Raw genomic sequence first — 24,026 nt, 5'->3', positions numbered from 1 at the left:
ACAACACGATGCAAACGGTGATGATCACATTTATAACGCTGGTGGCGTTTGCTGCCAATTCAGTGTTGTGTCGTTGGGCTTTGATGGATCAAACCATTGATCCTTTAAGCTTTTCGATCATTCGGATTTTGTCTGGTGCGCTTACACTTCTAATTTTATTAACTTTGTCTTCCCACTCTAAGTCTAAACAGGAGCTAGTAAACAACGACACATCGGTAACGACAAAGCTCAAATCACAGTTTCAATTCACATCAATATTGTCACTCCTCGTTTATATGTTTGGCTTCTCGTTTGCTTACTTAGAGCTTGGTGCAGGTCTCGGTGCTTTGGTTCTGTTTGTCGCGGTTCAATTTACGATGATTGCCGCGCACTTATTTTCTGGCAATAGAATGTCGTTGTTAGAGTGGTGTGGTTGTTTGCTATCCGTCGCCGGGCTTGTTTACTTACTTATGCCAACGGAGTCGACACAGGCACCGGACTTAGTTTCTATCATCTTGATGACTATGGCCGGGGTTGGATGGGGGATTTATACACTTGCGGGTAAGAAATCCACGAACGCGTTGCAATCCACTACTGCCAACTTTGCATTTAGCTCGTTAGTGATCTTTGTGTTAGTAAGCCTGTTACTTGTTATCCCTAATGTGGCATCGCAAATATCCATCACAGAACAAGGCTTGATTTACGCAATATTGTCCGGCTCAGTGGCTTCTGGTGTGGGTTATAGTTTGTGGTATTACGTGGTGAAAAAGCTGGATACCGTGGTCGCATCCATTGCACAGCTTTCTGTTCCAGTTATCGCGACACTCGGTGGCGTCTTGTTGTTATCTGAACCTGTTACGATGCAATTTATTCTCTCATCGACCGTTATTTTACTCGGGATAAGCTTGGTTCTTATCGCACCTAAACTTAAGAAATAAAGAGTTCAATCATTAACTTCTATGGCCAAACCTAACAAGAAACAACCGACTAAAACGGTTCAGATATTCTGCGCTAAATGCAAGACACAACTTTTCAAGTATCGAAAAGGCGGCAAAGGGGCGCTCGTAAAGTGTTTTAAGGAACGGATCGTTGAAGATTTCACAAAAGTTCCTTGTATATGCCCTGAATGCGGGATTGAATTTGCGCGAGATACTTTGGTTCGAGGTACGCCAGCCTACAAGTTTGTGGGTGGCAAGGTAACGATGAAATAAAAAATGCCACAGTACATGCAATATGTGCTGTGGCATTTAAGATCTGTAATTTAGGTTTAAGCGAAGGCTTTGAATTAGTAAACTCTGACTCGCCCTTGTAGCTTGAGCAGTAATAACGCGACTATCGCCCCCGTTGTATCACACAGCATGTCTTTCTGTGCATCCCAAATATCACCTTGTGAGCCAAGGAACGCGATACCTTCATCACCACCTGCAATTTCTGCATACCACCATTCTATAATCTCGTAGCCAGCTGCTACACTCATGATCGCAAATAGGGCAAAGAAACAGGCTAGTATCGGTTGAGCGAGTTTCTTGCGAATCAAATACTCTGCGAGTGGATAGGCATAAAGACCAATAGAGAAATGGGCTACTCGGTCAAAGTTATTGCGCTCAGAGCCAATAAGGTTATTGAACCAATCAAATGGCACTTCTGCGAAGGTATATTTTGCGCCTATCGTGTGCAAAATAAGCCAGATAAACATCAGAGCATAAGCTGTTTTAGATAAGGTGAGCTTGGTGGATAACCACCATATCCCGATAAGAATACCGAGAGCAGGGACGATCTCAGCAATCCAAACGGCTCTTGAAGATGGTGCAAAGGCTGAAAACAGAAAGATAACAAGATAGACAGCAGTTAGTGAGAGTAGAGGTCTATTTTGAGCAAGTGGCGTAATTGTCATCATCAGATCCTTTATAAGTTTTTTGTATAGTTACATAATAATGAACAGTGTTCAATTGAGATCTAATCACCAGATTTGTTGAAAAGTAGTGTTATCGCCCAGTATCTCGACAAACGGTTGCTAGAGTTTCACAAAAGTTTGATTTACAACAAAGCGATCCTTAAAATCGCTCTATTACTACATAACAAGAAAGAAAGTCATGAAACTGGAAACTGTCGATTACCTTGCTGACGACGCAGCAGAACAATTTGTTCGCTCTCTACGTGAAACTGGTTTTGGTGTTCTTAAGAACCACCCAATCCCGAAAGAGCTTGTTGAGTCTATTTACGAAAACTGGTACCAATTCTTCATTACAAAAGAGAAAGAGAACTTCCAATTTAATGTTGACACTCAAGATGGATATTTTCCGCCTTCAGTGTCTGAAGTTGCAAAAGGCAACACGGTAAAAGACATTAAAGAGTTCTTCCATGTATATCCTTGGGGCCAAATCCCTGAGCAACTGAAAGAGCAGATTCTAGATTACTATGAACGTGCGAACGCTTTTGCAGAAGAGCTACTAGGCTGGATTGAAGTACACGCACCTGTAGAAGTACAAGAGAAATTTTCTATTGCATTGTCAGAAATGATCAATGGAAGTGATCAGACTCTACTTCGCGTCCTTCATTACCCACCAATGCAAGGCGATGAAGAGCCAGGTGCTATCCGTGCGGCAGCTCATGAAGATATTAACCTGATTACCATTCTTCCAGCAGCAAACGAGCCGGGTCTTCAAGTTCAATCTCAAAATGGTGATTGGCTAGACGTACCTTGTGACTTTGGCAGCATGATCATTAACATTGGTGACATGCTTCAAGAAGCATCTGATGGTTACTTCCCATCGACAAGTCACCGTGTAATTAATCCATCAGGTGAACGCCAAGAGAAATCTCGTATTTCTTTACCTCTATTTCTTCACCCGAAACCAGAAGTGGTTTTGTCTGAAAAGTACACAGCTCGCGAGTACCTAGTCGAACGTTTAAGAGAGCTTGGCGTTATGTAGTTAGAGCTACTGATATGTCTTTGAAAGGTCAGCAAAATTGCTGGCCTTTTTTGTTTTTCCAAAGAGCAATGTCAATCATAGTCAATCATAGTCAATTACTGGTCACCTTAGCTGCGTAATTTTGATGGATAACGGGCTCTTGAGCCAAGCAATTGAATGTGGTGTTCCATTAAGCTCGACAAATCGTAGAAAATCGCTTTCAATTAAGAGAAGTCAGCCCACTGACCTAGGGCTTGTTCATCATGCCTAACAAGCTAACAAGCTAACAAGCTAACAACTTAATAACGCAAATGAGCCAACTATGTCGAATAATCAAGGTGTGAGAGCAAGCTTTCATAGCCATATGGAGAACCCTTTGCTTTGGCCCATTATGGAAGTGCTTAAGCGAAAACCAAGTGGATGGAAAGTACACACACTGGCGGCTCATCTAAACGACCTTGGGTTTATGCCTGTTTTAGATGCTGCACCCGAGAAGGAATTATTTAAAAAGAACTTTCTCATTATGAATGCGCTGTATCAGCTCCAAGAAACGTTGCACCCTGATGGTTGGCTTCAAGTTCAAGCAATGGATATTGAATTGATGAATGGAAGCTATCATGGAAATAGCCACAGCATTGATCATCAAGATCCACTTCGAGACTACTATACGAATTGGACTAACTATGAAGCGGATGAAGGTGAAGTCAAAAGGCTGCTGAACGAGTTTTGGACTCGGTACAGAAAGTTTGTTGGCGCTGATACGCTCAATTTAGATAAAAACCGTGCATTGAAGTTATTTGGTCTCCCTTTAGACGCAACGCATAAGGAAATAAGAAAGCGTTGGCGACAGCTGGCGTTGAGGTGGCATCCCGATAGAGACGAGGGCAATACGGCAAAATTCCAGACGCTTTGTGAAGCGTGGCATGTATTACGAAGTTCATAATCGAACGTAACTCTTACTGCGCTGTTTATTGACCCTTTAGAGTGAAATTTAAGCCCTATATATAAAATTGAAAAGCCCCATGTTGTGAGTGACACAAGTGGGGCTTTGTCGTCATTACGCTTGTGTTGTTACTAGGTTATACGTTGTAACCAGGTTTAGCGTTGTCCTTACTTCATTTATTGTGCTATGAGTGATCTTTGCTTCCGCCACTCTTATGTTCGAATGCATAGTCGAGTACTTTACGGATATAAGGAGCACCTACCTTGGAACCACCATTACCGTGCTCGATGACCACAGTCGCGACATATTCAGGGTGCTCGTAAGGTGCGAAGGCCGTGTAAAGCGCATGGTCGAGTAAATGCCGAGCCAGTTTCTTGGAGTTGTAGACCTGATCTTTTGCAAGATCAAATACTTGGGCTGTACCCGATTTACCGCCGCTAGTGTAGTCAGTTCCTTTAAATGCACGTCTGCCGCTACCTCGACTGCCGTGGTTTACGAGTCGCATCGCATTAATAGGTACATCCCATATCTCGTCTGGTACTTCAGTGATCGATAGCATCGGCTCAGGTTCAACAAGTTTTTGCGTATCAAAATCTTCACCGTGATCTAAGGTCGCTCTCAAGATATGAGGTGACATTACCTTCCCATGGTTAATCAGTACCGAGGTTGCTTTGGCAAGTTGCATTGGCGTGGATGTCCAATAACCTTGGCCAATACCAATAGGGACGGTGTCACCTTGATACCAAGGGGTACGATAACGCATCATCTTCCACTCTCGAGTTGGCATATTGGCGGTGCTTTCTTCATAGATATCGATGCCCGTAGGTTCACCAAAACCAAAGCGATTCATCCAACTTGAGATGCGGTCGATACCTAAATCAAAGGCGGTTTGATAGAAGAATGAATCCACCGACTCTTCAATGGCTTGAGTTACGTCGACCGGGCCATGACCCCAGCGTTTCCAGTCTCGCCATGATTTAGAGTTGCGTTTGGAACCGGGAATTTGCCATGAACCGTGATCATCACGAATGGTGTTTTCTGATATAACATGCTCTTGTAATCCAGCAACCGCCATAAATGGTTTTATGGTGGATGCTGGAGGGTAAACGCCCAGTGTGGTGCGATTTACCAACGGGTGAGCAGGGTCATTTAATAGACGTTGGTAGTTCTTACTCGAAATGCCATCGACAAATAGATTAGGGTCATAACTTGGGCTAGATGCCATCGCCAATACACTGTTGTCTTTTGGATCGAGGATAACCGCACTTCCGGTTCGGTGATCAAGTTGTTCAAATACGTATTTTTGCAGTTTAAGGTCAATATTTAACACGATGTCTTTACCTGCAACCGGCGGCACATACTCAATAGTCCGAACAACACGGCCACGGCTGTTTACTTCAACTTCTTGATAGCCTTTGGTTCCGTGTAGGATATCTTCGTAATAGCGTTCTACACCAAGCTTACCAATAATAGTAGTCGCTTGATAATTCGCTTCGATGCCTTTTTCTTCTAGCTTCTTTAGGTCACTATCGTTGATGTGTGCCACATACCCTAAGACATGCGTCAGCACCTCTCCATTTGGGTAAAAGCGCTTTAAGTTAGTATCAATCGATAAGCCGGGGAATTGGTACTGGTGCACCGAGAACTTAGCAATCTCTTCTTCACTTAGGTTCTCTAATATAGTGACAGATTTGAAACGGCGCGTGTTGTGATAACGTTTTTTGAATCGAGCGATCTGCTCAACATCACGCGGGATATATTTGTCTAGCTTGGCGAGCATGGTATCGACATCATCGGTTTGTTCGGGAATCATCGTCAGATTAAATACAAGCTTGTTCTCGGCAAGCAACACACCATTACGATCGTAAATTAGCCCGCGAGTAGGGGCGATAGGCAATACTTTGATTCTGTTGCCATCCGCACGAGTTTGATAGCTTTCAAAATTGTCGACTTGAAGTCGGTACAGGTTGGCGACTAAGACGAGAGTGAACAGTAAGATCCCACAAAACGCCACGATTACACGGTTTTTGAATAGGTTTACTTCGATTTTATGGTCACGCATCTTAACGCGTTTATGATTCATTGAAGCCTCAAGAGTCTGTTACATTTAGTTACACCTATCGAGTCGGAACTTTATCTGAATATCGCCATAGTTTTGTAAAAGCTGTGTCATGATTTTTGGGATTTATATGATTAAAGCGCTGACCAACAATGTAGTCACGTAAAGAGTGGGCGAATCAGGTAGAAATATAAGAATTGAACGAAAAAAAACGGCCCGCATAAATGAGAGCCGTAATAATAAAGATTAATTTAACGCGAGGTATTAGTTCGAGTTCGAAGGTTTGAACTGAGATTTACGCATACGGTTTAGAGCGGCCATTACATCCAATACTCTTGGTTTCGCTAAGTCACCGTAGTTTGGCATGTTCACGTGCCACTCATCGCTTAAGATAGCGCTAAACTCTTTAGCAGGGTTGTTTGACCAACCTGGAGTTTGTGCAAACTGGAACCATGCCCAACCAATCGCGTTCACTTCTGACGTTGACTCTAACTGCTCTAATGCAGAAAGGTCCGCGAATTCCTTACCAAAACGCAGTGACTCTTTGCCTTTCGCGTTAACTCGGAATTTGCCGTCAGTAAGAATGTTCATCAATGCAGCGCGGTTTAACGAGCGAGGAACAAACGTTTCTAATGCGGTCTCACATTCGTTAGTTCGTTGAGTTGGGTGTTGAGCTATCACTTCTTGTGCTTTATCAGTTACGTCTACTGCTTGGTAGTCGTGCATTTGAATCACAGTGTCAGCCACGTCTAGGTAATCGCCAGAACCACCCATTACAACAATGGTAGAGATATCCATCTCTTCACGTAGTTGACCAATACGGTCAACAAGTGGAGTGATTGGCTCAGCACCTTTTGATACTAGCGCTTGCATACGTTCGTCACGAATCATGAAATTAGTCGCTGACGTATCTTCATCAATAAGTAGTGTTTGAACGCCTGCTTCAATCGATTCTTGTAGCCAAGCCGCTTGCGATGTAGAACCTGATGCATCTTGTGTGCTGAAATTAGATGTGTCTTTCTGCATTGGTAAATGGTTGATGTAGTTTGAAAGATTCAAGTTATGTACACATCGGCCATCTTCAGCACGGATCTTCATCGTATCAGTCGCAGTCACGATACCTTCACGACCATCACCAGGAATATGGTTGTAGATAGAACGTTCAACGGCGTTCAATAGTGTAGATTTACCATGGAAACCACCACCAACGATCAGCGTGATGCCTTTAGGAATACCTAGGCCAGTCACATCACCTTGGTTTGGCGTGTTTAGCGTCACACTTAAAGACTCTGGTGCTAGAAAAGGAACCGCGCCTTTCATTGGCAGGTCGCAGTTACCTGCAATACGAGGTAATACACTGCCATTTGCAACGAATGCCGCTAGGTTGTTTTCTTCCAATTGAGCACGCAATGCATCTTGGTCTTCAATCGCTTCACAATGCTTAATCATCGCTTCAATGTTAAGTTCGCGTTCAAGCGTTGCACGACGAATAAACTTAGGTAAATAGAACGTAATGATGTTGATTGCTTTCTTTGCAAGAATACTACGACCATCAGCAGGTAGGTTGATACGAAAACGGATTTCGATACCGTGCTCGGTGAAAACCACAGATGTGTTATCCAACACAGTCTGACCCGTTAGTGCGATAGACACGGTCGCTTCTTGCTTAGCAAATTCAGAGAAGCTACGTGCAATAAAATCACGAGCTGCTACTTGGTATTCGTAAGACTTTTCTTTCAGCCAACCTAACCCTGTTAACGACCAAGCGCGTGTTGCGCGAAAACGTGAAGAAGATGCATATGGGTCACCTTGAACGTGGTCGATGTGTAATTCGAAATCAGCAAAGTCGTATTGACCTTTAATTTGTTGATATGCGCGGAAGTTTTGTTTTTCGAGCTTTTTAAGCTTTGCAGTCAACTGATCCATAACGAGGAATGCCTATATAAAGGGAAGATAAAACAGAAAGGCGGCGATTATAAAAATCACCACCTATAGAGTAAAGAGAAAGTAGGCCTAAATCCAAAACAAAGTGCTCTTTTTCGCTTTAAGCGTAACGAGTTGTCCCCAAATAGTTTTGATTGATTAAGCTGTGTTCGAATTCTTGGCTCGGCATTGGCTTGCCATAAAGGTAACCTTGTCCCACATCACAACCTTCATTGATGATAAATTGCTCCTGAACTTCCGATTCTATGCCTTCAATTGTTACTTTTAAGTCGAGCTTTTTCGCGATTTGGACTATGGACCGAACGATCTCCGTGTCTTCCTGTGAATTGAGCATTTGGTCGATGAAGCTCTTATCAATTTTAATCGTATCGAATGGAAATTTCTTAAGGTAACTAAATGAGGCATAGCCCGTACCAAAGTCGTCCAGTGACAATGTAATGCCAATGTTGTGTAACGATTCCAATGTATTTTTCGCGACGACTTCATCTGCTATGAGGCAACTTTCCGTGACTTCAAGTTCTAAGAAATGAGGTTCTAGGTGATAGGTCTCCAACAGGTGAATAATTTGGTCTGCGAAATCAACATTCTTTAATTGAATAGCAGATATGTTGACGGCTATTTTGAAATCTTCAACGTATTCGGACCACTCTTTCGCTTGCTCAATCGCGTTACGCAGAGCAAAATTTCCCACTTCGAAAATCAACCCGTTTTGCTCGGCCATGTGTATTAAGGTTTCGTTAGAGACGTCTCCCAGAACGGGATGTCGCCAACGCAGTAGAGCCTCTGCACCAACCCAGCGATGAGTCAACGGGCATACTTTAGGCTGAAAATAGAGCATAAGGTCATCATTACGAACCGCTTGGAGCAAATAACCTTCAATCTTATTAATATGACTTTGTTCTTCAGCATGAGACTGAGAATAGTAAGCGAACTTCTGTCCAGAATCTTTACATGCCAGCATCGCTTCTGAAGATTTTTGGATAATGCTGTCAGCACCATCGTCGTGATCAGTAATCGCAATCCCTATAAAGGCATGCAGATGAACTTTGTCACTACCGATGTCAAATTCTGAATGACCCACTTTTACTAATGTCTGGCATAGTTCTTCGATACGCTGGTGCAAATCTTTAACGCTGAACGCCAACACAAGGTCAACCGAAGTAGGGCGCGCAGTTAGCACCTCAATATCAGAGATACTGTCGATGCGTTGTCGGTATTCAACCAACACTTGGTCTAACGCGTTGTAGCCATATCGAGCTTGAATGCGCCTGCCATTAGTAAATCCAATATGGATTACCGCGAGTGAGCCACCTGTAAACCTTTGTTGTGACGCCAACTTCTGATCTAAGCGCGACTCAAATGCACTTCGGTTCAAAAAGCCCGTGCCGAGGTCATGATTTTTTTGGAAATTGATCTCTTGTTCTGCCGCTCTTCGCTTATCAATCTCTTGGTTTAATGAATAATTAAGACTCGCGAGGTCTTTTGTGCGATTAGCAACACGGCTTTTTAAGTCACGATTCATTTGAGTGAGCTTCGCGTGTTGAAACAAGGTTTTTAGTTGAGATTCTATCGAGGTGCGAAAGCTGTCTAATAGCTTAATATAAGTAGGCGTGTAGTGATTTTCTTTCGAGTCCAAGATACAAATGGTGCCGAACAATTCGCCGTTAGGCCAACATAGCGGAATGCCACAATAAGAGATTAAGCCAAGCTTTGTGTCGGGGTTGTTTTTCCAATCAACATCGGCAAGCGCATTGGGTACTAAAAGCTGCTGCTGAGACTCCATCACTGTTTCGCAGTAAAGCCCATTTCCTAATGTTTCAGAATCGCCTTTGTTATAAGGGTTATCCTGACTGTGGCTGGTAGAGAAAACTTCAATGTAGTTGGTATGAACACGCATGATAAGTGCGGCAGGCACTTGAGTGATTTGAGCCAAGAGGTCGACAATATTCTGCCAGCTGGAGGCCATATCGTCAGGGATATCTAAGTCTATCGTTTTTATCTTCTTCATATGACTCCGAGTCAATTATGCTAAATGCATCAACACATCCTGTGTTAATTAAGATGAACCAAATAAACTGTGAATATTACATTAACTAAGTATAAGAAATGTTGCACAAAAAAACCTCCGCAATTTTGCGAAGGTTTTCAAATGTGAATCTGGATCTCAGTAATGAGATAAGTTTCGATTAAGGCTTTAACTTTATAAAATCATCAGTGTTAAGTTTCTCTTTATAGTCTACCGATGGTTGAGCAAAACCGTTCAACTGTAAAAACTCTTCTTTAAAACCTTGATAGTCACCGATTGATTGGAAGTTGTTTTCATCCATAGCTTCAAGTAGTTCAGTCACATGAGCTTGGGTTTCTGGGTCGAGTTCCCATTCATCCATCCGAATTAGGCGCTCGCCATCAAGTGGTACTTTGGTTTGCCCGTACAGTTTGCTGCTGAATAAGCGTTGCATTTGCTGGATACAGCCTTCGTGCGTCTCTTTCTCTTTCATCACTTTATATAAAGCGAGTAGGTAAGGACTTAACCCCGGAATGAATACACTGGCTTTGGTGACGAGTGCCTTACACACGGTCGCGTAAGCATTACCGCCAAAGTTTGCTAGTTCAAGGTTAAGTGCGTGACTTGTTTGATGAAGGTCTATTTTAGCGCGGCCCAAAGTACCGTCTAAGTAGATAGCGTGTGTGACTTCTGGACCAACGTAAGAAAAAGCAATGGTTTTGCAACCTGGGGCAATAGACTCAGCATTGATCAGCTCATCTATCCACTGTTCCCAATCTTCGCCGCCCATGACTTTAAGTGTGCTTTCGGCTTCTTCTTCCGTTGCAGCATCAAGTGTGTTGGTCACCCAGTTGTCGTGCTCTAGTGAGATAGTCGCTCCAGTCACGCTTTCACCGATTGGCTTAATGGCAGAGCGCCAGAATTCTTCGGTATTTGGTTTGGGTCTTACGCCAGCGGCTAAGCTGTAGATAATCAGATCTACTTCACCTTCGAAGTAGGTTTCAATGGCTTCGACAACTTGTGAACGTGTTTCTTGTGAAAATGCGTCGCCAACAATGTTGATAGCAGTGCGTTGCTCTCGTTCGGCTTCTTTCTTGAAGTAGATGTTGTTGTACCAACCAGCGCTACCTAGGGATTTTTCGTTAGGACCGCGCTCGAATGAGACGCCGATGGTGTCAGCTTTTGCACCGCCAAAAGTAAGGGCAATGCGAGCGGCAAGGCCAAAGCCAGATGAAGCACCGATAATCAGCACTCGCTTAGGGCCATCTTTGATCTGCGGCGCACACTTAACAAACTTGATTTGTTGCTTTACGGCTTCTTGACAGCCTAGAGGGTGAGCGCTTTTGGCCACCACACCCTTAATAATAGGTTCGATCAGCATAAATAACCTTACAGATAACGGTGATATGCACTCAGGCTAACGTAAAGCTGTGTAAAATTTATTGAGCTAGACCATTAAAACTTAAAGATACTGATATAATTCTTTGGCGACAAATTCAGCAATCCAAGGCTGAGCTTCTGGTTTTGGATGCAGTCCATCGTTCATCATCCACTCAGGTTTAAGGATGATATGCTCTAGGAAAAAAGGTAAAAGCGGTACATTTTGTTGATCAGCAAGCGCTGCAAAGACGTATTCAAACTGCTGGTTGTAACGCTTACCGTAATTCGGTGGGATTTTAATCTTCATCATAATAGGTTTCGCGCCTGCAGCTTTTATCTGCTTAATGATTTGATCAAGATTCGCAGACATCAGCTTAGGTGGAAATCCACGAAGACCATCATTCGCACCGAGTTCGATAAGAACAGTGTCTGGAGCGTGTTCTTCAAGCAATTGTGGTAAACGAGCTAACCCGTTGCCGGTTGTGTCACCCGAAATACTGCCATTAACCACAGTAACTGTTTTGTCATGCTTCGCTAATGCGTTTGGCAATAGACTTGGCCAACTCTGTTTGATGTCCATATTGTAACCAGCACTCAAGCTATCACCAAGTACCAGTAACTTAGAATCTAACTCGGTATCTTGAGCCAAAGAAGCGGTTGAAAATATAATTAAGAATAAAAAGGAAATTAGTCGAGTCATGCATACATCCATCATTAAAGCAGAAGCTGTTTCCAAGACAGTGTCTACTAATCAAGAACATTTAACAATCTTAGAGCATGTTGATATCGATATTCGTGAAGGAGAAACCGTCGCGATTGTCGGCACTTCAGGGGCAGGTAAATCAACCCTAATGACACTGCTTGCAGGGCTTGATGTGCCAACGTCTGGCGAAATCAGTTTGTTAGGCCAACCTCTATCACAGCTGGATGACGAAGCGAGAGCCAAAATCCGCAGTGAATCCGTTGGGTTTGTTTTCCAAAGCTTCTTATTGATCCCAAGCCTTTCTGCGCTGCAAAACGTCACGCTACCTTGTTTGTTGAAAGGTGAAGACGAAGACATCGAACGTGCGACTGCTTTGCTTGAATCAGTGGGTTTGAAAGACAGGCTTGATCACCTGCCGTCTCAACTATCAGGCGGTGAACAACAAAGGGTCGCTTTAGCTCGTGCTTTTATGATCAAGCCAAAAATCCTTTTTGCTGATGAACCCACAGGTAACCTAGACCAACAAACGGCAGCGAAAATCGTCGAGTTGTTGTTTGAACTCAATTCATCGCACGGCACCACGCTTGTTCTTGTCACGCACGACCCTAAGCTCGCACAGCGTTGCCAACGAACACTTAAGATGCATGTCGGTCAGATAGAGGAAGTCTAAATTGAATTCATCACACGGACTGAACAAACGACTGTTTTCATGGAGCATCGAAGAGATACGACACGGTCAGTTGTGGCCAGTTTCCATCGCATTAACACTGATCATTGCTTGTGTTTTTGCATTGTCGGCGTTAGCCGAACGTATGGAACAGGTAATTGTTAAGCAAGGCAAAGATGCGCTTACCGCCGATAGCGTGTTTATCTCAGCAAACCCAATCCCGCAATCTTTGTTAGACCTCACTCAAGTTGAACAGTTTGAAAGCTCTCAGTTGACCCGCTTTTCAACCATGGCATTCAGTGATAACTCGATGCAGCTAGTGACGGTGAAAGCGGTTGAAAGCAATTATCCTTTACGCGGCGAAATGATACTGGAAGGTGCAGATAGCACGGTAAGCAATCATGTTGAGCCGGGTGAATTGTGGCTTGATGAGCGTATATTTTCGCAATTAGAAGTTGATATAGGTGACAATGTCACGATAGGCGATGCTGATTTAACAATCACTGGACGTCTCACACAAGAACCGGGCTTGAGTTTTAACCCTTTCCAACAAATGCCCGCGGTGCTGATTCATACAAATGACATCGATGCCACTGGCGCTATTCAACCGGGCAGCCGTGTTAGTTTTAGGCTGTTTCTAAATGGTGATGATAATAAACTGAAAGCCGTACAAGACAGTGTAGAATTAACACCAAGCGATCGTTGGCGCACGCAAGACTCTGCGAGCCGCACTAATGACATGTTCGAGAGCACAACTCAGTATCTTTCGCTAACCGTTGCTATCGTTGTGATCATGGCTGCGACCACTTTGGTACTCACTTGCCAACATTATGTTGCGAGTCGTCGTAAAACCATTGCGATGCTTAAGAGTTTAGGTGCGAGCAAGCAGTGGATCGTTAAATGGTTGTCTGTACAGGTGTCTCTGTTAGTGGTTATCGGTGCAGTGCTGGGAATTACCATCGGTATCGGCTTAGAGTTTTTGCTTCGTATACCTCTGGGCGACTTATTACCAACGCCACTTCCTAGCTATGGTATTGAACCGGCTATCTTGGCGATTTTATCAAGCATCTTAATTGGTGTTCCGGCTCTTGGCATCCCGTTAATTGGGTTGGTCAACACTTCAGCAATCAGCGTTATTCAATCAAGTCATCAGTCTAATGAAAGCTACAAGAAATACTCATTGTTACTGGTACCGATTATTCCAATGATGCTGATGTATGGTAACAATCTATTGGTATGGATAGTTTTAGCTGGTATCGCTTGTCTGTTCTTAGTGCTCGCGATTGTCAGTACGCTTGTTCTGCGTTTGGTGGGTCAGCTGCCGACGTCGACATCTATGCGCTTGGCATTGAGCCGAATTAATCGCACACCATTAGCAACAGGGATTCAATTTGGTTCTTTAGCTCTGTCTTTGATGCTGCTATCAATCATATGGCTAGTGAGAAGTGACTTGTTGTCAGATTGGCAACAAACCTTACCCGAGAACGCACCTAATGCGTTTGCGCTTAATATTGCAAGCTATGAGAAAGACAGTTATCTCGAGACGATTGATGCAAACGAAGTAAAGCGTACTCAAGCGTTTCCAATTATACGAGGAAGGCTCACAACCATTAACGGCGTTGAGGCGGCGAAATACAGCGAGACCTCAGAAGAAACAGACGTATTAAGCCGAGAGATTAACTTCACTTGGGGAGATAGCCTGCCTGAGTACAATGAAGTATTAGAAGGCAGCTGGACACAAGAGCAGGGCGTATCTGTGGAATCCGATGTCGCAGAGCAACTTGATTTGAAAATTGGCGATGATCTTTCATTCACAATCAACAGCCAGAACGTCTCTGCCAAGGTGAATAGCATCCGCAAAGTCGAGTGGCGTGAAATGAAGCCAAACTTCTATTTCATTTTTACTCCCGATATTTTGAGCTCAATTCCTTCTACTTGGCTCGTGAGTTTCAGACTAGAAGAAAAGCACGATCAAATGCTCAATGAGCTCTCGCGTAATCACCCGACCGTGAGTTTGATGGACATTCGTAAAATGGGCAGTAAGATCCAGGAGTTGCTCAAACAGATTGTTTGGTCGATAACCGTACTTGCCGCGTTAGGTGTGGTGGCGGGGCTATTGCTTATCTTCACTCTGTTGCGATTGAGCTTATCTCAAAGACAACAAGAGATACGCTTGTACCGAACGCTAGGCGCGAGTAAGAAGCGAATTCTCAATACTATTTGGTGTGAATACGGGGTGATGGCGTTAGTAGCAGGCTCAATTGCTGCGCTTGGTTCTGAGCTCAGTGTTGCAGGGGTAATGAACTTTGGCTTTGAGTTACAGCCTTCACTCCACCCGATGCTCTGGATAGCACTACCTGTGCTAACGTTCATCACATTAGCCGCGGTAGTGAATAGCTTAATCAAACGTTTGTTGGCACCAGTAAACAAGGATTTTGGTTAGTCGTTAGCGTGATCTAACCAAATGCTTAAAACGGTCTAAAAGTGAGATTATTTGTATTTAGTCATGCACTATTTATAAGGCGTCGCTTTAGACCGTTTTTTATTTGACCAATGCGTAGCACAAGTGGCAAATATCTCACCTTTATTTTCCAACTTTTTAGTCTTTTTTAAAACTAATTGCGCAATAATGCCGATTTAATGAACAGCGGTTAGTCCCTGTAAACAAAGGGGTTGCGCAACTTAGCAAGAACGTTATCAACAGTTATCCACAAAAACGGTGGATAACTTTAGGGATAAGTTAACCTCTATGTTTTAAGAGTACTGAGGCAGCCTTTATGTGGCGTCACTTAGGACAAATGTGACGGTTATAATAACCTTTAAAACTCAATCTGGAGTTATTGAGTCAAGAGATTATTTAGGTTTTTTACATGGATATTAAATACTGCCTATCTAAGACCTTGATAAAAATGTGTTTTAATTCGTAGCAGAACAAAAGTAGAATAGCGGCAGTTAATCATATTCTACAGAACACGATGAACCACAACAAAACGGATACAAATCAGCCTTCTATTGCCATTGTTGGTGGTGGTATTGCCGGAACGACAAGCGCGATTCATTTTAGTGAGTTGGGTTATAAGGTCACTATCTTGGAAAAAGGACCGAGCTTGGTTAATGGTCCACCAATTTGCCATCTGCACGCTGGTGGCAATTTGTATAGAGATATTTCTGTAGAGCAGTGCCTTCAGTTGCTCAAGCAGTCAATTGATACCGTTCGTTTGTTTCCTCATACGATCAATATTCGTCCGACAATTATCGCTGTTCCACACAGTGATGGTGGAGAGCCGTTGGATCTACTTCCGCGTCTAAAGATAATCAAGAACGCTTATGCTGATCTTGTTAGTCAAGATAAAAGCAACCAAGTGCTTGGTAAACCGGAAGAGTATTACAAGCTGTATAGTAAAGAAGAGTTACTAGCACTTGCTACCCAAACACAGCCTCTGGAACCAACATCGCTTGATGATTGGTGTATTCCTTTCGCTAAACATACGGATCTAGAAACCCTTAAGTATCCTGTTGCTATGGTTCAAGAATATGGCTGGAGTGTATTCCGACTTTCTGCAACTGCTCAACTCTCTTTGGGGCAACAGTCTAATTGTACCGTGTTAACCAACAGCCGATTGCAATCTGTTGAATCGTTAGAGCAAGGTTGGTCTTTGACTTATACAGACGCTGAGAACCAAAGTTGTCACCTAACGACCGACTACTTGATTAATGCAAGTGGCTTTGAAACGGGCATCGTGGATGACTTTGTCGGTTCTAAGCAACAAAGGCTTGTTGAGTTCAAAGCCGCATACGTTACGCAGTGGCCGTATTCGCAAGAATGTAAGGAAGAGTGGCCAGAGGTTATCTTCCATGGCCCGAGAGGCACACCACAAGGCATGGCTCAATTAACACCGTATGCTGATGGTGTGTTCCAACTTCACGGTATGACAGAAGGGATTACTCTGTTTGAGGGGGGGCTTGTTTCATCGTCAACAGACTCGTCACAACCACAGTTGCCTTCGAAGCTTCTTAAGAAAATCGTATCGGGTTGGAGTGAAGAGCAGCTTGAATTAAGAACTCGCGCTGCGATAACACATATGTCTCAGTTCATCCCAAGTTTTAGCTCTGCACTGGTAGGTGGTAAGCCTCTGTTCGGTGCACAGCAAATTCCGGGAACCGATCCGAGCTTAAGAGCTTCAGACGTGTCATTCTGTGGTGATCGCTATGCTCGACTTGAAGTAGTCAAAGCATCTTCAACCCTAGAGGCTGCGCAAAAGGTCGCTGAGCAATGGTTTGATGTATCAGAGGCGGTATCGATTGAAAATACACACTCAGTGACAATGTCACTTAATCTAAGTGATATTGAGAATAGAGCGATATATTTGACACAAGAACGCGGATACCCAGCAGCCCTTGCAAAGGTATCAGGCCAAGATCACGCTTAATACTCAGTCATAATCTACTACGCTGAACATCTTCAATTCGGCTCACTTTGACAGGTAAGCCGAACCTTCATTCAAACGCCAGCTAAGATACCGAAAATCATCCGAACTACATCTCTAGGAATTACTCTTAGCTACAGAGCAAAAACTAATAGCCGAAAAACTGAGCCCATTGGCACCAAACATCTTGCAACCCTAAGCGATCGCCTTTACTAAACGAGACTTCATGTCCAGGTTTGGCTTGTGCTAAGCGCGGTAAATCGATTCTGGCGACACATCCTATCTTGGGATAGCCACCAATAGTCTGTCTGTCATTAAGCAACACAATAGGTTGCCCATCTTGGGGGATTTGGATCGAACCTAAGGCAATGCCTTCTGACAATAGCGAAATGTCAGGCGAGTCCACGGGGTCGCCACTGAGTCGATAACCCATACGATTAGAATTTTGGTCAACATGATACTGTGCGTTATACAAAGTCGCTTTTGCTGACTCTGAGAACAGCTCGCTTTGATAGCCTTCTATCACTCGCAGGTTCACTGGTAGGTTGTAATTAGGCGTGTATCGGAAGGTGACACTCAACGCTTTAAACGGGCGAGAGAGTTGGTGTTGGGTAAAAGCAATTTGTTGCCCTTGCTGGCATGGCTGTCCATCTTGCGTTAATCCACCAATCTTTTCACGAGTCACCGTAGAACAGCTACGAAGAGTTGATGGAACATCGAAGCCACCCTTAACGGCTAAATACGCCCTTAGACCATTTTTAGGTAAACCAAATGAGAGGACTTGCCCTGCGAAAGCTTGAAAAGTACGCCAGTTCGACAGTGGTTTACCATCGAGCTTCGCTTGTAAATCGCCACCGCATAATGCCATCTCACAATCAAAATCGATTCGTAACGCGCATTGCCCAAGCGTGATTTCCAACACTGCTTGGTTGACTGGGTTTCCGAGCAGGTGATTGGCCCAGCTATACGAGTAATCATCAACAGGGCCGCCTTGTGTCAATCCGAGATGAGCGACACCAAATCGTCCGAAGTCTTGAATCAAACTCAACGGGCCGGGCTTAATGACTGTCAGTGTTGGTTTGGCTTTTGTCTTAACCATTAGCGACACCTCCACTCATCTCCATAAGACTAAGCTCAACAAATTCTTGTTTTGATATCGCGGTGAAACGAACGGTGTCACCGACATTAAGTAGTGACAGCTGCGTTTGCGTGGTATCAGCGTTCTTCAGTTGGCTGTGCTCAAACAGCGCTAGCGGGCAATTACCAATAATATTCCAGCCGCCCGGTGATTCTGAGGGGTACACAGTAGTTTTCGTATCCGCGATGGCGATACTGCCTTTCGGTACACTTAAACGTGGGGTTGAATGACGAGGCAACGCAAGCTCGGCGACCACATCAGACATAAAGGCAAAGCCAGGCGTAAACCCAATGGCACTGACGCTGTATGTCTGTGAGGTGTGATGTTGAATGATCTCATCCAGCGACATGCCTTTGGATTGATATCGGTCTAAGTCGAGTGCTGTTTCTGGTGAGTAATAAGCAGGAAGCTCGATGGTGTTACTCGTGTAATTAACACTAGATAAGGACGAAATAGCATGGCTCAACAAGGTGCTGAGTTGTTCGATGAGCTGCTTTTCGGAAATTCGATAAGGTAAGTAGTCAACCAGAATGGTGTGGTAAGCCGGTGTCACATTCATCAATATAGATGCCAAGTTTTGACGAATGGCATTGGAAAGATGAGCCATGTACTGCGCATATTCGCCGCTAGATTGATTATTTGAAGGCGATAGCGTCAAGGTGACCAAAACGCTGCATTCCGCGACTGGCGCTATATTGAATTCAATTTGATTCGTCGTCATTTCGTTTCCATACGTTTGCTTGCCTTTATTAGCTTTCTTGCCTTTCGTTTACTTATTTGGCGTGTTTAACTTCCGTGTCTAAACCAATACAAGGCAATTAGATCTTACGAGCGATTGATTTGGTGCTCGGTTAGGCGAGCGATTAGACCATGCGTCATACCAATCACACGCTTCATACTAATTAAAAGCGTTGAGGTCTTGTCTGATTTTTCTAATTAATGCGATGGATTGGGGGTTATCACCATGAACACAGATGGTATCGGCTTCAATAGGCAGTCTTTCGCCCTCTAAAGTCGTAACAGAGCCATAGTTAATGATTTGCATGACTTGGTTGTAGATGTCGTCTTGGTTGACGTAAACCGAGCCTTTTTGAGTTCGCGGCGATAACTGCCCATTATTCAAATAGGCACGGTCGGCAAACGCTTCAAACAAGAGTGGTAAATCATGGTCGTCTGCAATATCTAGATACTGTTGGTTGTCGGACGAAGAGAGAATCATCAAGGGGATGTTAAATTCAGCGACGGCTTGGGCAACGGCATTAAATACATCAATGTTCGCCATCATATCGTTGTAAAGGGCACCATGAGGTTTCACATAACCAACAGAGGTGTGGTGATAGCGGCAAAGCGCTTGTAGTGCACCTACTTGATAGCACACTAGTTCACTGATTTCGTCCATGGTGTGTGGAATAGAACGGCGACCAAACCCGATTAAATCTTGATAACCGGGATGAGCACCAATTTGGGTGTGATAGTGCTGTGCCAGTTTAATAGTCTTAGACATAACGTGCGGATCAGACGCGTGAAAGCCACAAGCGATGTTTGCCATATCGATCCATTCCATGACCGACTCGTCATCGCCCATCTTCCAATTGCCGAAACTTTCTCCCATGTCGCAATTAAGCAAAATCTTCGTTGTCACGTGGTGCTAATCCTTTACGTTGAGGTAAGTAATGACGGTCTTATAAATACCATAAATAAACAGTGACCTAACTCAAACTTTCGACACCAAAAGCTGCATTCACTATAATGTCACGGCATGTATCAACTCGCTAAATAGCGGATTGTGACAAATGTTTCCTTTCATCAATAACGTATAGAAACTATGGTTAAAGATAATTGAAAAAGAAGCGATCGACAAACAGCGTTCCATCTATTTTGTTTCCAGTTTAGGGAGCAAATGTAGGGTAATGAATCATACGGTGACATTGATGTGATTCTGAAGGTTGGCGATGAGGGAATTGTCAAGCGAACGGAACGGTCAATTTTTGCTCTCTCGTGTAGTGTATCTGCCATAGCCGTTTGTGACCCAACCCTAAGCTGTTGTATCATAAGCGATACGTTAAGTGGTTTTAATTAAAGGTCGGCTAAACATGAATGTTTTAGTTACAGGTGGCATGGGTTACATTGGTAGCCACACAAGTATCCAGATGATTAACGCAGGTATGACACCTGTGCTTTTCGATAACTTGTATAACAGTAAACCAAGCGTTTTAGAACGTATCGAAAGAGTATCTGGCGTTCGTCCTGATTTCATTGAAGGTGATATTCGTGATAAAGCGCTTTTAACTGAAACCATGAAGCAACACAATATTGAAGCCGTTATTCATTTTGCGGGCCTGAAAGCGGTAGGCGAATCTGTTGCCAAGCCCCTCGAATACTACGACAACAATGTAAATGGCACGTTAGTCCTTGTCGATGCAATGCGTGACGCTGGCGTAAAAACATTAGTATTCAGCTCTTCAGCAACGGTTTATGGCGATCCTGCTAGTGTTCCTATCACAGAAGATTTTCCCACAAGCGCAACCAATCCTTACGGTCGTAGTAAGCTCATGGTTGAAGAGTGCTTAACTGACTTCCAAAAGGCTAACCCCGATTGGAGCATTACATTATTACGTTACTTTAACCCCGTAGGTTCACACCCAAGTGGTGAACTCGGTGAAGACCCGCAAGGTATTCCAAACAATCTAATGCCATTTGTATCTCAAGTTGCAGTTGGCCGACGTGAATTTCTATCCGTATTTGGTAGTGACTACCCAACAAAGGATGGCACTGGTGTTCGTGATTACATCCACGTTATGGATCTGTCTGATGGACACATTGCAGCACTTGAGAAAGTAGGGCGTAAAGACGGTCTTCACATCTATAACCTGGGTACTGGCAACGGTTCAAGTGTATTAGATATGGTTAAAGCCTTCGAGAAAGCGAGCGGTCAAGCGATACCTTACAAACTCGTTGCGCGTCGTCCTGGTGATATCGCTGAGTGTTGGGCCGACCCAGCGAAAGCTCAGAAAGAACTGGGGTGGAATGCGACACGCACACTGGCTGAAATGACTGAAGATACATGGCGCTGGCAATCAACAAATCCTGATGGTTTTCCTGGTTGATTGAGTAATTTCATGAATAGTTAACGTACAAAAAGATGCTCTAGGGCATCTTTTTTGATCTAAATCGAATAAAAAGTGATTTGGTGGTTAAAAAGTATCATTCTGTATCGGTTGTTGTTATCATGCTCGCGAATTATATGTTTAATGTTAATTTTCTTTGGAGTTAATCATGGAACTAGGCCTAATCATCACTTTCATCATTGCTGCTGCAGTAATGGTTAAGAAAGAAATGGCAGAGAAATAATTTCACTTTACCCCTTTTTGATACAACTTTTAGTGAAATAACAAAAAGCCAGCTTATAGTAAGCTGGCTTTTTAGTTTCTACAGTATTTTTTTGTATGGCTTTATTCTGGAACGACCTAGATCTTTAATGACCTAGGTCTTCAATAAACTTAGCTCTACAACGAACTAGATTTCTAACCAGTTAGAACTCGTAGTTTGCAGATATACCCCAGTTACGACCCGGTTGAGACTTAATATCGGTGTTGAACTTAGAATCGTGCCCACGGCCTGACATGTCATTGTACAGCCAATATTTTTTGTCTAATGCGTTGAATAGACCCGCTCGCAAGGTTAAATCCGTGACAGGGCGGTAATAAGCAGTCAAATCAACAACTGTGTATCCAGCCACGTTTACGTTGTCATCGGAGTTCCACTCATCTTTCGCAGCAACCATCTTAACATTTAAAGCTGAACCGAAAGTCTCGCGTTCGATACCAAGACCTAGCGTACCCGTTAGTGGTGCTACTGAATCAATGGATTTACCCGTAGATTTATCTTCACCATCAGCATAAGCCACAGCTAAACGAGTGTAGGTACCAAATGGTGCGTCTAACAGGGTGTCAAGATTAATCGTTGACGAAAGCTCTGCACCATAGATAGTTACTTTATCTAAGTTCTCTTTGGTGTATACGTCTTTACCGCCTTGCTTGCCCGTTTTCGTCTGGTTAATGAAATCAGAGTAATCTGTATAGAAAGTGCTTAGTTCAAAGCGAGCATGTTCATTATTGCCACGAAGGCCAAGTTCGTAAGAGAGACTTCTTTCGGCTTTCAAGTTAGGGTTAGCTTCAATGATGGCACCTCGAGTGTAGAAGTAGTAGAGGTCGTAAACTGAAGGTGCTTTAAAACCTTGCCCAACTTGACCAAATACCGATAGGTTGTCATTGATGTGGTAAACTGAACCTAGCTTAGCTGTGACGGCGTCATCTTTATTCTTCTCATATTGAGTCTTGTAGCCTTCATCCGTTGATGGGTCAGCAACAAATGAGTCATAACGAAGACCGCCAGTTACAATCAACTTGTCTTCCATGAAAAATGCTTGGTCTTGAACAAACACACCCCATTGCGTTATTTCTGCATCAGGGATACCAGTGCTACCCGGTGTAACAGTGCCTCTATCAAATTTATGGTCGTAGTTTTCTAATTCAAAGTCATTCTGCAGGTATGTGAAACCATATGTGAATTCGTGATCCGCACCATCAATATTCACTAGCTTAGAAAGCTGTGTATCAACTTGCATGTTTACATCAGAAGCATTACGCTCACGAAGTCGACGTCCGTTGTAGCGAGTTGTATCGTAGTTTTTATTCAAAGTACTTGAGTCTTGGTAACTTAGAGACCAGTCTAAAGAGTCGGCAATTGAAGAGCTTAGCTTAAGCTGTTGTTCCAATGTTGCACGAAAACGTTTGTTGGTGTCTTTGTTGTAATTATCAGTGTATACAAAGCCCGGCATAAGCTGATAGCCATTGTAGTTTAGCTCATCTTCATCATATTGACGTTGGTAATGTTCAACCGTAATACCAACCTTATTTGAATCTGATACATTGTAGAATGCTTTCGCTAATATATTACTTAATTCCGTATCTGCCGGGTTCTCTGCACCACGATCTGGACCTTGAACTTCGCTTCCTGATGAATGAGTCTGTGTCTCGTGGCCTTGAGCGTATGTCGCCATAACGATCGTTTCTAACTTATCTTTACGCATCGCCCAAGAAACTGTGTTCTTGAACTGTTCATCTGCAGATGTATAGGTAGATTTGATGCCAAAACGGTTTTCATCCCCGTCAGTTCTAAGCATATCCTCTGGATTTTTAGTTCTTAGCAGTACTGCACCACCAATGGCATCTGAACCGTAAAGCGTAGAAGCAGGGCCTTTATTCACCTCTATGACACTTAATGTATCGACTTCGATCGCATTCGAATATTTACGTTGCTCAGAAGCGCCAGGGTTATATGGTGTAGGTTGTTGAACTCCATCTACCATAAGTTTAACGCGATCACCTTCAACACCTCGAATGTTAAAGCCTGAAATACCAAAACGGCCACCGCCTTGAGCCTCTACTCCTGGCGTGTATTGAAGAGCTTGCTTTATGTCGCTAGACATTTGATTATCAATATCTTTTGCAGATACAGACTCAATTGAGCTTGAAACGTCTTCTTTGTTTTGTTCGGTACGCGTTGCTGATACAACAACCTCGTCAAATAGGGCATAATCTTCAGCAAAGGCTGATGTTGATGAAAGCGCTAAAACGATTGAAGCAGAGAGTAGGGATTGCTTATACATCTGATAGTTACCTTAGTTCCATAATATCATCTTGATTTGCGAAAGATGATATTGGATCTAAATGATAATTACTATTATTTGCATTTAAATAATTTTCAATATTATCAACTAATTCATAATTAGCGTTATTAAACACATGTATTGAAAAGAGTTTTTCAGTTCCATTCACTCCGTGAATGCTTCTCTTTTTGTGATCTA

The 24,026-nt window shown here is 43.4% G+C and carries 18 protein-coding genes; 8 read left to right on the top strand and 10 right to left on the bottom strand.

Annotation, left to right across the window (positions count from 1 at the left end; all coding sequences use genetic code 11):
• Positions 1-8: 8 nt before the first annotated feature.
• Both Q5H80_RS17950 and Q5H80_RS17945 read left to right on the top strand, forming a co-directional pair.
• Positions 9-917 (top strand): DMT family transporter, encoded by a 909-nt coding sequence (locus tag Q5H80_RS17950; protein ID WP_304569444.1) that lies wholly within the window; start codon positions 9-11, stop codon positions 915-917.
• A 21-nt stretch (positions 918-938) separates the two neighbouring features.
• The gene (locus Q5H80_RS17945) at positions 939-1,190 is read left to right on the top strand and encodes a hypothetical protein (RefSeq protein WP_304569443.1); all 252 of its coding nucleotides are present in this window, start codon (positions 939-941) and stop codon (positions 1,188-1,190) included.
• Positions 1,191-1,264: 74 nt separating this feature from the next.
• Here Q5H80_RS17945 and Q5H80_RS17940 read toward each other — a convergent pair whose 3' ends face one another.
• Complete coding sequence (locus tag Q5H80_RS17940; RefSeq protein ID WP_304570775.1) at positions 1,265-1,873, bottom strand: DUF2238 domain-containing protein; 609 nt, start codon at positions 1,871-1,873, stop codon at positions 1,265-1,267.
• A gap of 199 nt (positions 1,874-2,072) precedes the next feature.
• Here Q5H80_RS17940 and Q5H80_RS17935 point away from each other — a divergent pair, with 199 nt between their 5' ends.
• The gene (locus Q5H80_RS17935; RefSeq protein ID WP_041473100.1) at positions 2,073-2,912 is read left to right on the top strand and encodes an isopenicillin N synthase family oxygenase; all 840 of its coding nucleotides are present in this window, start codon (positions 2,073-2,075) and stop codon (positions 2,910-2,912) included.
• 301 nt (positions 2,913-3,213) lie between these two features.
• Positions 3,214-3,834: a DNA-J related domain-containing protein gene (locus tag Q5H80_RS17930; RefSeq protein ID WP_304569442.1), complete on the top strand. Its 621-nt coding sequence runs from the start codon at positions 3,214-3,216 to the stop codon at positions 3,832-3,834.
• A 184-nt stretch (positions 3,835-4,018) separates the two neighbouring features.
• On the opposite strand, the gene mrdA is transcribed toward Q5H80_RS17930, so the two are convergent.
• From mrdA to Q5H80_RS17905, 5 genes are all read right to left on the bottom strand, one after another.
• Positions 4,019-5,917, bottom strand: coding sequence for a penicillin-binding protein 2 (gene mrdA / locus Q5H80_RS17925; RefSeq protein WP_304569441.1), 1,899 nt, complete (start codon positions 5,915-5,917; stop codon positions 4,019-4,021).
• A gap of 240 nt (positions 5,918-6,157) precedes the next feature.
• A complete protein-coding gene (locus tag Q5H80_RS17920) occupies positions 6,158-7,819 on the bottom strand; it encodes an ABC-ATPase domain-containing protein (protein WP_304569440.1) in 1,662 nt (553 codons plus the stop codon).
• 118 nt (positions 7,820-7,937) lie between these two features.
• Positions 7,938-9,845 (bottom strand): GGDEF and EAL domain-containing protein, encoded by a 1,908-nt coding sequence (locus tag Q5H80_RS17915; protein WP_304569439.1) that lies wholly within the window; start codon positions 9,843-9,845, stop codon positions 7,938-7,940.
• Positions 9,846-10,023: 178 nt separating this feature from the next.
• Positions 10,024-11,223 (bottom strand): enoyl-ACP reductase FabV, encoded by a 1,200-nt coding sequence (fabV, locus tag Q5H80_RS17910; RefSeq protein ID WP_304569438.1) that lies wholly within the window; start codon positions 11,221-11,223, stop codon positions 10,024-10,026.
• 81 nt (positions 11,224-11,304) lie between these two features.
• Positions 11,305-11,922 carry an arylesterase gene (locus Q5H80_RS17905; protein WP_065679012.1) on the bottom strand — a complete coding sequence of 206 codons (618 nt, stop codon included), beginning with the start codon at positions 11,920-11,922 and terminating at the stop codon, positions 11,305-11,307.
• On the opposite strand from Q5H80_RS17905, the gene Q5H80_RS17900 reads away from it, so the two are divergent.
• The 3 genes from Q5H80_RS17900 (at position 11,921) to Q5H80_RS17890 (ending at position 17,022) form a co-directional block, all read left to right on the top strand.
• Positions 11,921-12,595 carry an ABC transporter ATP-binding protein gene (locus tag Q5H80_RS17900; RefSeq protein ID WP_102572472.1) on the top strand — a complete coding sequence of 225 codons (675 nt, stop codon included), beginning with the start codon at positions 11,921-11,923 and terminating at the stop codon, positions 12,593-12,595. The two genes, Q5H80_RS17905 and Q5H80_RS17900, sit on opposite strands and share 2 nt — an antisense overlap.
• Before the next feature lies 1 nt (position 12,596).
• Positions 12,597-15,035 (top strand): ABC transporter permease, encoded by a 2,439-nt coding sequence (locus Q5H80_RS17895; protein WP_304569437.1) that lies wholly within the window; start codon positions 12,597-12,599, stop codon positions 15,033-15,035.
• Positions 15,036-15,567: 532 nt separating this feature from the next.
• Complete coding sequence (locus Q5H80_RS17890) at positions 15,568-17,022, top strand: FAD-dependent oxidoreductase (RefSeq protein ID WP_304569436.1); 1,455 nt, start codon at positions 15,568-15,570, stop codon at positions 17,020-17,022.
• A 145-nt stretch (positions 17,023-17,167) separates the two neighbouring features.
• On the opposite strand, the gene Q5H80_RS17885 is transcribed toward Q5H80_RS17890, so the two are convergent.
• The 3 genes from Q5H80_RS17885 to Q5H80_RS17875 all read right to left on the bottom strand — a co-directional run bounded on the left by Q5H80_RS17885 (position 17,168) and on the right by Q5H80_RS17875 (position 19,799).
• The gene (locus Q5H80_RS17885) at positions 17,168-18,118 is read right to left on the bottom strand and encodes a biotin-dependent carboxyltransferase family protein (protein ID WP_304569434.1); all 951 of its coding nucleotides are present in this window, start codon (positions 18,116-18,118) and stop codon (positions 17,168-17,170) included.
• A complete protein-coding gene (locus Q5H80_RS17880) occupies positions 18,111-18,878 on the bottom strand; it encodes an allophanate hydrolase subunit 1 (protein ID WP_304569433.1) in 768 nt (255 codons plus the stop codon). The genes Q5H80_RS17885 and Q5H80_RS17880 overlap by 8 nt, the downstream gene beginning before the upstream one ends.
• Positions 18,879-19,055: 177 nt before the next feature.
• Positions 19,056-19,799: a 5-oxoprolinase subunit PxpA gene (locus Q5H80_RS17875; protein ID WP_304569432.1), complete on the bottom strand. Its 744-nt coding sequence runs from the start codon at positions 19,797-19,799 to the stop codon at positions 19,056-19,058.
• A gap of 451 nt (positions 19,800-20,250) precedes the next feature.
• Here Q5H80_RS17875 and galE point away from each other — a divergent pair, with 451 nt between their 5' ends.
• Positions 20,251-21,264, top strand: a complete 1,014-nt coding sequence (gene galE / locus Q5H80_RS17870; protein WP_304569431.1) for a UDP-glucose 4-epimerase GalE — start codon at positions 20,251-20,253, stop codon at positions 21,262-21,264.
• Positions 21,265-21,689: 425 nt separating this feature from the next.
• Here galE and Q5H80_RS17865 read toward each other — a convergent pair whose 3' ends face one another.
• The gene (locus Q5H80_RS17865; protein ID WP_304570731.1) at positions 21,690-23,828 is read right to left on the bottom strand and encodes a TonB-dependent hemoglobin/transferrin/lactoferrin family receptor; all 2,139 of its coding nucleotides are present in this window, start codon (positions 23,826-23,828) and stop codon (positions 21,690-21,692) included.
• Positions 23,829-24,026 lie beyond the last annotated feature (198 nt).

It is taken from the genome of Vibrio sp. SNU_ST1 (genome assembly GCF_030563405.1).
Classification (GTDB): Bacteria; Pseudomonadota; Gammaproteobacteria; order Enterobacterales; family Vibrionaceae; genus Vibrio.
The sequence above is the reverse complement of the archived record's forward strand: the minus strand, read 5'-3'. Positions and strand labels throughout refer to the sequence as shown.

Coding starts and splice junctions, on each gene's coding strand:
- Q5H80_RS17945 (WP_304569443.1), top strand. CDS start 939: ATGGCCAAACCTAACAAGAAACAACCGACTAAAACGGTTCAGATATTC.
- mrdA (WP_304569441.1), bottom strand. CDS start 5,917: ATGAATCATAAACGCGTTAAGATGCGTGACCATAAAATCGAAGTAAAC.
- Q5H80_RS17880 (WP_304569433.1), bottom strand. CDS start 18,878: ATGACGACGAATCAAATTGAATTCAATATAGCGCCAGTCGCGGAATGC.
- Q5H80_RS17940 (WP_304570775.1), bottom strand. CDS start 1,873: ATGACAATTACGCCACTTGCTCAAAATAGACCTCTACTCTCACTAACT.
- fabV (WP_304569438.1), bottom strand. CDS start 11,223: ATGCTGATCGAACCTATTATTAAGGGTGTGGTGGCCAAAAGCGCTCAC.
- Q5H80_RS17920 (WP_304569440.1), bottom strand. CDS start 7,819: ATGGATCAGTTGACTGCAAAGCTTAAAAAGCTCGAAAAACAAAACTTC.
- Q5H80_RS17900 (WP_102572472.1), top strand. CDS start 11,921: ATGCATACATCCATCATTAAAGCAGAAGCTGTTTCCAAGACAGTGTCT.
- Q5H80_RS17935 (WP_041473100.1), top strand. CDS start 2,073: ATGAAACTGGAAACTGTCGATTACCTTGCTGACGACGCAGCAGAACAA.
- Q5H80_RS17930 (WP_304569442.1), top strand. CDS start 3,214: ATGTCGAATAATCAAGGTGTGAGAGCAAGCTTTCATAGCCATATGGAG.
- Q5H80_RS17950 (WP_304569444.1), top strand. CDS start 9: ATGCAAACGGTGATGATCACATTTATAACGCTGGTGGCGTTTGCTGCC.
- Q5H80_RS17865 (WP_304570731.1), bottom strand. CDS start 23,828: ATGTATAAGCAATCCCTACTCTCTGCTTCAATCGTTTTAGCGCTTTCA.
- Q5H80_RS17905 (WP_065679012.1), bottom strand. CDS start 11,922: ATGACTCGACTAATTTCCTTTTTATTCTTAATTATATTTTCAACCGCT.
- Q5H80_RS17890 (WP_304569436.1), top strand. CDS start 15,568: ATGAACCACAACAAAACGGATACAAATCAGCCTTCTATTGCCATTGTT.
- Q5H80_RS17915 (WP_304569439.1), bottom strand. CDS start 9,845: ATGAAGAAGATAAAAACGATAGACTTAGATATCCCTGACGATATGGCC.
- galE (WP_304569431.1), top strand. CDS start 20,251: ATGAATGTTTTAGTTACAGGTGGCATGGGTTACATTGGTAGCCACACA.
- Q5H80_RS17885 (WP_304569434.1), bottom strand. CDS start 18,118: ATGGTTAAGACAAAAGCCAAACCAACACTGACAGTCATTAAGCCCGGC.